This is a genomic window from Pseudooceanicola marinus, assembly GCF_020177265.1.
Lineage (GTDB): Bacteria > Pseudomonadota > Alphaproteobacteria > Rhodobacterales > Rhodobacteraceae > Pseudooceanicola > Pseudooceanicola marinus_A.
Genome location: NZ_JAIVMC010000006.1, coordinates 354153 through 360630, shown reverse-complemented (window position 1 = coordinate 360630; position 6478 = coordinate 354153). Strand labels below are relative to the sequence as shown.

General features: G+C 65.5%; 6 protein-coding genes. 1 reads left to right on the top strand and 5 read right to left on the bottom strand.

Going from position 1 to position 6478, the window contains the following annotated elements:
* On the bottom strand, positions 1-452 hold a 452-nt coding region (locus tag LC066_RS12575), incomplete at its 3' end, for an isocitrate/isopropylmalate family dehydrogenase (RefSeq protein WP_263625081.1).
* 265 nt (positions 453-717) lie between these two features.
* On the opposite strand from LC066_RS12575, the gene LC066_RS12570 reads away from it, so the two are divergent.
* Positions 718-1212: an Lrp/AsnC family transcriptional regulator gene (locus LC066_RS12570; RefSeq protein WP_222481420.1), complete on the top strand. Its 495-nt coding sequence runs from the start codon at positions 718-720 to the stop codon at positions 1210-1212.
* 58 nt (positions 1213-1270) lie between these two features.
* Here LC066_RS12570 and LC066_RS12565 read toward each other — a convergent pair whose 3' ends face one another.
* The 4 genes from LC066_RS12565 to LC066_RS12550 all read right to left on the bottom strand — a co-directional run bounded on the left by LC066_RS12565 (position 1271) and on the right by LC066_RS12550 (position 6448).
* Positions 1271-2935 (bottom strand): ABC transporter ATP-binding protein, encoded by a 1665-nt coding sequence (locus LC066_RS12565; RefSeq protein ID WP_224899475.1) that lies wholly within the window; start codon positions 2933-2935, stop codon positions 1271-1273.
* Positions 2935-3795, bottom strand: a complete 861-nt coding sequence (locus LC066_RS12560; protein WP_224899472.1) for an ABC transporter permease — start codon at positions 3793-3795, stop codon at positions 2935-2937. Before LC066_RS12560 ends, LC066_RS12565 begins: the two co-directional genes overlap by 1 nt.
* Complete coding sequence (locus LC066_RS12555) at positions 3795-4751, bottom strand: ABC transporter permease (protein ID WP_224899469.1); 957 nt, start codon at positions 4749-4751, stop codon at positions 3795-3797. Before LC066_RS12555 ends, LC066_RS12560 begins: the two co-directional genes overlap by 1 nt.
* A gap of 86 nt (positions 4752-4837) precedes the next feature.
* Positions 4838-6448 carry an ABC transporter substrate-binding protein gene (locus tag LC066_RS12550; protein WP_224899466.1) on the bottom strand — a complete coding sequence of 537 codons (1611 nt, stop codon included), beginning with the start codon at positions 6446-6448 and terminating at the stop codon, positions 4838-4840.
* Positions 6449-6478: the final 30 nt, after the last annotated feature.

Genomic DNA, 6478 nt, shown 5'->3' with positions numbered 1-6478 from the left:
GCGACCTCGTTGGGCTGGCCCTGGTGGACGCGGCCGCCGGCGCCGGAGTATTCGCCCTCGGTATTTTCGCGGATGCACAGGATGTCGAAGCCCTCGGCCTTCAGCGGGCCTTCGACGCCGGCCAGCAGGCGGTGCGGGCGGATGTTGGCGTACTGGGTGAAGGCCTTGCGGATCGGCAGCAGCAGCCCGTGCAGCGAGACGCTGTCGGGGACCGTGTCGGGCCAGCCGACGGCGCCGAGGTAGATCGCGTCGAAGGCTGAGAGCGTCTCGATCCCGTCCTCGGGCATCATCGCGCCGGTTTCCAGGTAGTATTCGCAGGACCAGGGGAAGGTCTCCGGCGCAAGGCTGAAGCCGAATTTGTCGCCCGCGGCACTCAGCACGCGCATCGTCGCCTCGGTCACGTCCACGCCGATCCCGTCCCCGGGGATAAGCGCGATCTTGTGGCTCGTCATGTCCGTCTCCTCGACTGGTCGTTCATTTGCCGCGATTGTCCTGCCAACGCGGCGGAAAAAGCTGCCGAAGGTTACGGGTTGGCAGCACATTCCACTCATGCTCGCATACTGACAGGCAGAAGATTGCGTCGGTGTCTGACCGACATTGGCACCCCCGGGCGGTCGCGGCAAATATGGACAATTGCCCGAAATTACGATGGTATGGCCAGACCCTGTTCACGCGATGCGACGAGACCGCAACGTCCGGGCGGCACGAGGACACACCATGAGCGCCAGCTACAAACTCGATCGCGTCGATCTGAAGATCCTGTCGGAATTGCAGCGGAACGGGCGCACCACCAACGTGGAACTGGCCGAGGTCGTGAACCTGTCGCCGTCACCCTGCCTGATGCGGGTGAAGAAGTTGCAGAAGGCCGGCTACATCACCGGCTACAGCGCCCAGATCGACCTGGCCAAGCTGGGCGACACGCTGACCGTCTTCACCGAATTCACCCTGAAGAACCACCGCCAGATCGACTTCGCCCGCTTCCAGGAGGCGCTGGAGAAGGTCGACAGCTGCGTGGAATGCCATCTGGTGTCGGGCGGCTACGACTACCTGGCGAAGTTCATTGCCGCCTCGATCTCGGACTACCAGACGATCATCGAGGGGCTGATCGACCGCGAGGTGGGGATCGACAAGTACTTCAGCTTCGTGGTGATGAAGACGCCGTTTTCCAAGACGCAGATCCCGCTGACGCGCCTGTTTGAGGACAAGCTGTAGGGCCATCAACCGCGGGCGGTCGGAAAGACGGGGGCCCCGGTCAGAGGCCCCCACGGGATCAGCGCATGGCGAACTGTTCGACCAGCTTGGGATCGCGTTCCAGCGAGGCCAGCCAGCCGGTGTCCAGCTGCGGGATCGAGGAGATCAGCAGGCGCGAGTAGGGGTGTTCGGCGCGCGCCGACATCTCGGCGGCGGGCAGGGCCTCGACCACCTCGCCCTTGTACATCACCAGCACCTCGTCACAGATCGCCTCGACCGTCGACAGGTCGTGGCTGATGAACATGTAGCTGAGGTCCAGCTCGCTCTGCAGTTCCTTCAGCAGGTCGATGATGGCGGCGGCGACGACGGTATCCAGTGCCGAGGTGATCTCGTCGCACAGGATCAGCTCGGGTTCCGCGGCCAGGGCACGGGCGAAGTTCACACGCTGTTTCTGACCGCCCGACAACTCGCCCGGCAGGCGGTGGCGGATGTTGGCGGGCAGGTGCACCATGTCCAGCAGCTCGATCACCCGCTTCTCGCGGGCGCGGCCTTTCAGTCCGTGGTAGAACCCAAGCGGGCGGCCAAGGATGGCGCCGATGGAATGCGAGGGGTTCAGCGCGGTATCGGCCAGCTGGAAGACGATCTGCGCGCGGCGCAGCTCCTCTTTCGAGCGCGCCTTCAGGCCCGGACGCATCTCGTGCCCGTCGACCAGCACGTCGCCCTGGTAGGGCGGTAGGATGCCGGCGATGGCCCGCGCCAGGGTCGATTTGCCCGAACCGGATTCGCCGATGACGCCGAGGTTGCGGCCGCGCGGCAGCTTGAAGTTGATGTCCTTCAGGATCTTCACCGTCGGCTCGCCCTTCACGATGTCGCCGTAGCCCGCGTGCAGGTGGCTGACCTCCAGGATCGGCGTCTGGTCGTGCCGCGAGGGGTCGGCTGGCTTGGCCTCGTGTTTCACCGGGTCGAAGGCGGCCAGCAGTTCGCGGGTATAGGGATGTGTCGGGGCCTCCAGGATCTGTTCGGTCGTGCCCTCTTCCTGCACCTCGCCGCCCTTCAGCACCAGGATCCGATCCGCCACCTGGGCGACGACCGCCAGGTCGTGACTGACATAGACGCCGGAAATGCCGCTTTGCTGCATGACCGACTTGAAGGCGCGCAGCACCTCGATCTGGGTGGTCACGTCCAGCGCAGTGGTGGGTTCGTCGAAGATCACCAGTTCCGGATCGCCGATCAGTGCCATGGCGGCCGACAGGCGCTGCAACTGGCCGCCCGACACCTGGTGCGGATAGCGCGCGCCGATGTCGTCGGGATCGGGCAGGGCGAGGGCACGGAACAGCTCCACCGCCTTCTTCTCGGCCGCGTCGCGCGACATCAGCGTGTGGATGGCGGTGATCTCGATCACCTGATCCATGATCCGCTTCGACGGGTTGAAGGCGGCGGCGGCCGATTGCGGCACATAGGCCACCTTGGTCCCGCGCAGGGCGGCGCGCTGGCGCTCTGTCAGGCCGGTGATCTCGTGATCGCCCAGGGTGATCTGGCCGCCGCGGATCTGGCAACCCGTGCGGGTATGACCCATCAGCGACAGCGCGATGGTGGTCTTGCCCGATCCGCTTTCGCCGATCAGGGCGATGATCTCACCCGGGGCGATGTCGAAGGACACGCCCTTGATGATCTCCACATCGCGGCCGGAATCGGTGGTGGCGCCGATCTGCAGGTCTTTGACGGTGACGCGGGGCTTGGTCATCATTCGCTCCTGTCGCGGATCTTGATGGGCAGGTTGTCGATGAACATGTTCACCGAGATGGTCAGCGTGGCGATGGCGACCGAGGGGAACAGAACCGCCGGCGCGCCGAAGGACAGGCCTTCGATGTTTTCACGCACCAAGGCGCCCCAGTCGGCGTTCGGCGGCTGCACGCCCAGACCGAGGAACGACAGACCCGACAGCACCAGCACGATGAAGACGAAGCGCACGCCGAGGTCGGCCAGGACCGGCCCGAGGATGTTGGGGAAGATCTCGCGCACGATCAGGTAGGGGGTATTTTCCCCCCGGGCGCGGGCCACGGTGACAAAATCCATGGTGTTGACGTTGACCGACAGCGCCCGGGCAAAGCGGTAGGCGCCGGGCAGGTAGATCGCCGCCAGCGTCAGCACCAGCACCGGAATGGAGGAGCCGACGGCGGCCACGGTGACCAGGCCGAACAGCAGCGAGGGGATGCCGTTGAAGGCGTCCAGCAGGCGCGACAGGATCATGTCGAACCAGCCGCCGGTCACTGCGGCGATCATCCCGAGGATGACACCGCCGGCGCAGGCGATGGTGACGGCGGCCAGGGCGATCCCCACGGTATAGCGCGCGCCCATCAGGATCCGCGAAAGGATGTCACGGCCCAGGTAGTCGGTGCCCAGCCAGAAGTCGCCGGTCATCGGACCGAAGTAGTCCCAGTCGACGATCTCACCGGGGTTGTAGGGGGCCAGCATCGGGCCGATCACCGCCACCACGGCCCAGAACAGGATCACCAGCAGGCCGATCCGCCCGGTCATGTTGAAGCTGTAGCCAAGCTTGCGCGGGGTCGGCAGCGCGGACAGGAAGGAAGTGCGTGTCGTCATCAGCGGAGCCTCGGGTTGGACAGGATGGCGACCATGTCGGCCAGGGTGATCAGCGACAGGTAGCTGACGCAGAAGATCATGGCGCAGGACTGGATCAGCGGCAGGTCACGGGTGGAGACCGCATCGACCATCAGCTTCGCCACACCGGGGTAGTTGAAGATCGTCTCGACGATGATCACCCCGCCGACCAGGTAGGACAGCGACAGGGCCACGGCATTGGCGATCGGGCCGAGGGCATTGGGCAGCGCGTGGCGCAACACCATGCGAGAGCGCGAGGCGCCCTTGAGCAGGGCCATTTCCACGTAGGGGGTGTTGATCGTCTCGATCACCGCGGCGCGGGTCATGCGGATCATCTGGGCGGAGACGACGAAGGACAGGGTGATAACCGGCATCGCATAGGCGCGCAGCATGGCCCAGAACCCGTCCGCGTTGACGCCGAAGCTGAGCGCGGGCAGCCAGTCCAGCCAGACGGCGAAGATCAGCACGGCCAGGGTGGCGACCATGAACTCCGGCACCGAGATGACGGAGATGGTCAGAACGGACACCGCCCGGTCGAAGCGCGAGCCGCGCCACATGGCGGCCCCGATGCCGAGGGTCAGGGCCACGGGCACCGACACCAGCGTCACGATCCCGGCCAGTTGCAGCGAATTGCCCAAGCGGCCGCCGATCAGTTCGGCCACCGACATCCGGTTCACGTAGGAGGTGCCCAGATCACCGCCCGCCAGGCCGACCAGCCAGCCCAGGAAGCGGCTGAGGGCGGGCTCGTCCAGGCCCATCGACTCGCGCAGGGCGGCCACGGCCTCGGGGGTTGCGGCCTGACCGAGGAGGACTTCGGCCACGTCACCGGGCAGCAGCTCGGTGGCGAAGAAGACGGCAAAGGAAACGATGATCAGGGTCAGAAAGGCAATACCGAGCCTTTGCAGGACCAGGAACCAGGGTTTGAGCGCTTGTCGCAAAGGGCCACCTCGGAATTTGGCAGGCGGAAAGGGGAATGGTCTGCACGCCACGGAGGACGTGCAGACCGCGTTTAGGTCGGTAGGCCTCAGGCGTCGAGCCAGACGTACTCGGCAAAGTTAAAGCCCATCAGGCCGCCCAGGGGGCTGGGCTTCAGGCCGTTCACGTTGCTGGCCATGCCGTCGACGTTGGACATATAGGCCGGGATGATGGTGCCCGCTTCGCGCGAGATCATCTCCTGCATCTGCCAGTACATCTCGGTCCGCTTGGTCTCGTCCAGCTCACCGCGGGCTTCGACCATCAGGCTGTCGAACTGCTCGGAGCTGTAGTGGCTTTCGTTCCACTTGGCGTCCGAACCGTAGAGCAGCGAGAACAGGATGTCCGGGGTCGGACGCGGGTTGATGTGGCCGAAGTGGATCGGCGCCTTCAGCCAGTAGTTCGACCAGTAGCCGTCGGCCGGGACGCGTTCCACCTGCAGGTTCATGCCGATCTCGGAGCCGGCCTGCTGCATGATGGTGGCGTAGTCCACCGAGGAGGCGGCGGCGTCGGAGGCGACCATCGGGATCTCGGTGCCCAGCAGGCCCGCTTTCTCGAAGTGATGGCGCGCGCGCTCGGGGTCGTATTCCGCCGGGGCCAGCTCGGTGTTGAAGTAGCGGTTGGCGGGGGAGACGGGCTGGTCGTTGCCGATCTCGGCCATGCCGCGCAGCACGGATTTCTGGATCAGCTCGCGGTTCATCAGGTGCTTCATGCCCTGGACGAAATCGGCGCTGGCGCCCGGTTCCATGTCCAGGCGGATGTTCAGCCCGGTGTAGTTGCCCGCGGTGGTGACCGAGGTCTTGATCGCGTCGTTGCCTTCCAGCATCCGCATGGAGCGCGGATTGACGTTTGCGGCGATCTGGATGTCACCGGACATCAGTGCGTTCACCCGGGCCGAGTTGTCGGCGATGGCGAAGAATTCAAAGCTGTCGAGGTAGGGGCCTTCGGGCTTGAAGTAGTTGGGGTTCTTCACGCCGACCGAACGCACGCCGGGCTCGAACGTCTCGCAGATGAAGGCGCCGGTGCCGTTGGCGGTGGTGAAATCGGTGGTGCCGTCGGCCACGATCATGAAGTGATGCAGCGCCAGGATGGTCGGCAGGTCGGCGTTCGGTGCGGTCAGAACGATGCGCACGGTCAGGTCGTCGACCTTGTTGATCTCGGTCATCTGGCTGGCGATGGCGTTGACCTTGGAGCCGGTGGCCGGGTCCAGGTGACGCTGCAGCGTGTAGACCACGTCGTCGGCCGACAGGGTCTTGCCGTCGTGGAAGGTGACGCCGGACTTCAGCTTGATTTCCCAGGTCTGGGCGTCGTCGGAGGAGACGCTTTCGGCCAGTTCCATCTGCACGCCGCCGGTTTCGTCCAGCGTGGTCAGGCGGTTGTAGAAGGCGCAGATACGGGCGTAGTCGGTCGACAGCGAGGCGAGCGCCGGATCGAGCGTATCGGCGGTGGAGGCGGACCAGCCCGCGGCGCGCAGCGAACCGCCGGTGACGGGGGTCTGGGCGACAGCCGCGCCGGCCTTCATCAGCAGCGAGCCACCGGCCACGGCGCCGACGCCGGAGGCCATCAGCATCTTCAGAAGGTCGCGACGCGAGGCGCCACGGCGGATCATGTGCTCGACGCGGGCGTCATCGCGGCCGGTCCAGTTGGTGGGTTTGTTGGTCATGGGTCTTCTCCCTGTGAGTGGGGTGGGATG